Source organism: Armatimonas sp. (assembly GCF_043757465.1).
In the GTDB taxonomy this organism is placed as follows: Bacteria; Armatimonadota; Armatimonadia; order Armatimonadales; family Armatimonadaceae; genus Armatimonas.
The window spans coordinates 1-3,868 of record NZ_JAYVPL010000132.1; the positions used below are offsets into that span (position 1 = coordinate 1).

The following is a 3,868-nucleotide window of genomic DNA, read 5'->3' on the forward strand; positions in this document are numbered from 1 at the left end:
CTCTGAAACTGGGTTTAGGAGAAAGTGGGAACTCTTGAGGCTTTTGCGGTGTCCGCTTTCAATAAAAAGCTCCGGCCTTTAGGCCGGAGTATTTTACTAAAGCCCTCTTTATCGAGCAGGCCAGGGGTTTCTTTAGCGGAGGTCAGCGGTCGCCAGCGGTAGTGCTGCCACTCGCTTGTCAGGGTCAGGTGCAGTCCGAAGTCTTTTTCGGGGTGGGCACGGCAGTAGGCCGCGATCTCCGGAAACCAGGGACAGGGCACCATGATACTGGCGCAGGTCACGACACCTTTCTCCATCGCCTCCGTGGTGGCCACATTGACAGAGTGGCACATTCCCACGTCGTCGGCGTGGATCAGTAGTAGTTTATCGGTGGCTTTGTAGCCAAGCCGCTCCGCAAGCGTGCGCTCGGACATTTGTGTTCCTTTTTCCCGAAAGCAAAAGACCTCCCTGAAATTCCAGGGAGGTCTAGAGTACTACGAAGCGTTCCTTATTTTGTCAGAGCCGTCTTCAGTGCGGGAGTAGGCGTGACCAGCTCCACCACGGTTATGGAGCGGAACTTAGCGGGCATCTTGGGAGCGTCTAGCTGCTCGCCAGACTGCATACCGCCAAAGCCGCCGCCACTTCCCGACTGCATGCCGGAGCCCCCCATCATGCCGGAGCCCCCCATCATGCCGCCTGGGCCACCCATTTTACCGCCCATCTGCATGCTACCAGAGCCGCCCATCATACCGCCGCCCATCATGCTGCCCTCGCCGTCCATTCCGCCGCCGCCCATCATCCCACCGCCCATCATCCCACCGCCGCCGCCTGCTTGGGGCACCATGGCGTTAAGAATATCCGAGGGAGCATCCCCTTCGACTTCGGTGACAGTTTCTGTCTTGATGACCTTGCCCGCTTTGTAGCTGAACCAGATCGTCCGATCCATCTTGATCTTCGCATTCTGGATCTTTCCAGCACCACCAAAGATCTGGACGTTGCCCTTCGCGTTGTAGGTCTGGCGGATCTTGGCACACTGGTAGCCACTCTCCCACTCCAGTCCTTCTAGCACATTGGTGCAAGGAACCTGTGTCGGGACATCGAGAGTTGCCCACTCCAGCAAGATAGGCGCATAGGTCGTCCACTTTTGGCCGATGCGGCGCTTGCCGCCCAGCTCAATCATGGGCAATGCCACATAGGCACCGGGTCGGGCCCCATTGGCGATTCCTGGATCGAGCACTCTACCGGACGAGCTTACCGTGCGGTAGCGCGACTTGAAGTCGTAGATCTCTTGCAGCTTCGCAGAACCGGCAGGCGAGGAAATGCTGCCATCCTGAACCCGATCGCGAATGAAGTAGTCGCTCGGCCCAAGACGATCCTCTGTCGTGCGGGTGTAGTTGGCCTTGACAGTCTGAACGGGAAGCCGGAAAGGGCCCGCTGGCTGACCATCGCCAAAGGGATTCCCCCCCTGCATGCCACCGCCGCCCATCATGCCACCTTGCATACCGGAGCCGCCCATCTGCATGCCACCGGAACCACTCATGCCACCAGGGCCGCCCATCTTGCCACCTTGCATACCGGAGCCGCCCATCTGCATGCCACCGGAACCACTCATCATGCCACCGCGACCGCCACCTTGCATACCAGAGCCGCCCATCATACTGCCACCGTCATCGGTACCAGCCCCCCCTTGCATGCCGCCGGAGCCACTCATCATGCCACCGGAGCCACTCATCATGCCACCGCGACCACCACCACCCATACCGCGTCCGGCAGAGGCATACCCACTGCGGCCCCGAGGGGCGACTGCGTTGGTGGGCACTTTGGCATCGTTGACAAACTCGACATCCGTACGCTGGCGGTACTGGCTCTGCTCTCCTACTTGAAAACGGTAGGCAAGTGAGATTCCATCCGCGGGCATACGCAGATCCCCCCGGTTGTTCACCGTCAGGGTCAGGGTCTGCTTGCCAATCTTTTTATTGCTCGCATCGTAGGCAACCAGCTCCAGAGTGTGCGGGCCGTCCTCGACCCCATCCAGAACCGCTTGTGTCTCCTCATCACGAACCTTGGCCTTGGTGTTCCAGAGCAGGTTCACCATCATCCCGACTTTATCCGTGTAGATAAGGTCGGTCTTCACCTCGCGGCCCTGCTCAGGAACCATGACACCCGCGCGGAACTTGCCATCCACTCCCAGAGCGAGGTACTTGACCCCTTCCAGAGCGGGACGTGGAATACGAATTTTGACGGTCTCACGTACTGTCGCTCCGTTCTGCGGCCCGGCAACCTGGAAGCGAACCTCCTGAGCCACGGAAACCGCTGCCACACCAAGGGTGACGAGAAGCGTGCCTAATACCTTGTTCTGCATACTAACCTCACTTATAAAAGCTTTCTTACCGGGAGCCCGGCAGACCTGTCGGCCCGCCTTGTCCCTCGATAACCTGTGTGCCCGCCGGAAGCGCAAAGTGCGCCGCCGGGATACTTCCGTTCAGTTTGATTTGAGAGGCTTGCATGGTCTGCACTCCTCCTACATTCTTAATCTCTAGCTTTACCGGAAGTGTAAACCCCGGTGTCGTTCCCAGATACACTACAGAACCCGTGCGTGGGTTTGTATAGATGTCGCAAGCGATCCCCGCAACTGTCGCTTTGCCTGTCTTCTGCGCTCCGGCCAGCACCTCGCTGGCTTGCGAAAACACGGTGTTGAGACCATCCTCAATCTTGAGGTTCATCTTCTGTGCCGCTTTGTTAGCGGGAATGAAGAAGAAAGTCCCTTTCTCATTAACCACATAACGCACTTCCCCGAGCGCCTTGTCTTTATAGTCCATACGCGCCTTGGCACCGCTCACGGCGACCTGAAAGACCTGCGTGTCTTTGGGGCCGCTCTTAGGAGCCATCACTGTCGTCACGGTGAACTGTGCCGTCTTGGCCAGGTTCGCCCGCGAGAGCGCCAGCTTTGTTGTATTTTTGAGTTGTGGTGCTTTTTGCATCGCTTACGCCTTGTTCGACCCGTCTCCTGCCTTTTCCTTCAATCCGTGGAGGGTTATGGGCAAATTTTGTGGCAGATATTTTTTACCCATTCTACCGCCTTGCTGCCGGTAGGCACAGCGTGGTGCCAAAATGCACGCCTCACAGTGCGGCTGCTGCGCCTGACAGACCCGCCGTCCGTGCCGAATAAGATGCACATGATACGGATAAACCTCGGCATCTTTGAGCTGGCTCTGGAGCGCCGCGTGCGCCTTTGCTTCCCCAAGTCTCTCGCCAATCAGCCCGAGCCGGTGCGAAACGCGAAAGACATGGGTGTCTACGGGCAGCACCGGACGGCCCAGTGAGAACATCAGAACACACGCCGTCGTCTTTGGCCCCACCCCGTGAAAACTATTCAAAAACGCCTTCGCCTCCTCGGTGGGCGTGGTCTTCAAAAACTCTAGATCCGTCGTGCCGACCCGCTCATAGATTTCCTGAAGCACGGCGCGCAGGCGCGGCGCTTTGGCATCGGCGAGCCCTCCACAGCGAATGGCATCGGCGATGTCTCTCACTTCCGCCAGGCGCACGTCGTCCCAGCCGCCCGGAAACGCCCGCCGCAGGCTATCAAAGGCCCGGCCACTGTTCACATCCGACGTCGCCTGGGAGAGAATGGTCTGCATCAGCGCCTCCAGTGGCTCCCCGTGCGAGCGCCACTGAAGTGTCCCGTATTCTATGTCTAGCTCCTCGCAAACCCACCCTGCGCTTGCTTTCTTCACAGATGGAATTTTACCAGAAAGCGGCGTAAAGCCCCCGGATTTATCCGTGGGGATATAAACCATTTGTGCGCATCTCGCTGATGATCGTAAATGCTACTCATTGACTATCATACAGATACAGAAACAACTCTCTGTCGGGCTCGCTCCGCTCGTTC

Annotated in this window: 4 protein-coding genes; all 4 read right to left on the reverse strand. The window is 58.3% G+C overall.

Going from position 1 to position 3,868, the window contains the following annotated elements; all coding sequences use genetic code 11:
- Positions 1–14 precede the first annotated feature (14 nt).
- Positions 15–413: a ChbG/HpnK family deacetylase gene (locus ACH2ED_RS18600; protein ID WP_395094206.1), complete on the reverse strand. Its 399-nt coding sequence runs from the start codon at positions 411–413 to the stop codon at positions 15–17.
- A gap of 74 nt (positions 414–487) precedes the next feature.
- Positions 488–2,341, reverse strand: a complete 1,854-nt coding sequence (locus ACH2ED_RS18605; RefSeq protein WP_395094207.1) for a hypothetical protein — start codon at positions 2,339–2,341, stop codon at positions 488–490.
- Between the two features lie 25 nt (positions 2,342–2,366).
- Positions 2,367–2,960 (reverse strand): outer membrane lipoprotein carrier protein LolA, encoded by a 594-nt coding sequence (locus tag ACH2ED_RS18610; RefSeq protein WP_395094208.1) that lies wholly within the window; start codon positions 2,958–2,960, stop codon positions 2,367–2,369.
- A 3-nt stretch (positions 2,961–2,963) separates the two neighbouring features.
- A complete protein-coding gene (gene nth, locus ACH2ED_RS18615) occupies positions 2,964–3,713 on the reverse strand; it encodes an endonuclease III domain-containing protein (protein WP_395094209.1) in 750 nt (249 codons plus the stop codon).
- Positions 3,714–3,868 lie beyond the last annotated feature (155 nt).

Excerpts from the sequence above, each read along its gene's own strand:
- ACH2ED_RS18600 (WP_395094206.1), bottom strand. The coding sequence starts at position 413 with ATGTCCGAGCGCACGCTTGCGGAGCGGCTTGGCTACAAAGCCACCGAT.
- ACH2ED_RS18605 (WP_395094207.1), bottom strand. The coding sequence starts at position 2,341 with ATGCAGAACAAGGTATTAGGCACGCTTCTCGTCACCCTTGGTGTGGCA.
- ACH2ED_RS18610 (WP_395094208.1), bottom strand. The coding sequence starts at position 2,960 with ATGCAAAAAGCACCACAACTCAAAAATACAACAAAGCTGGCGCTCTCG.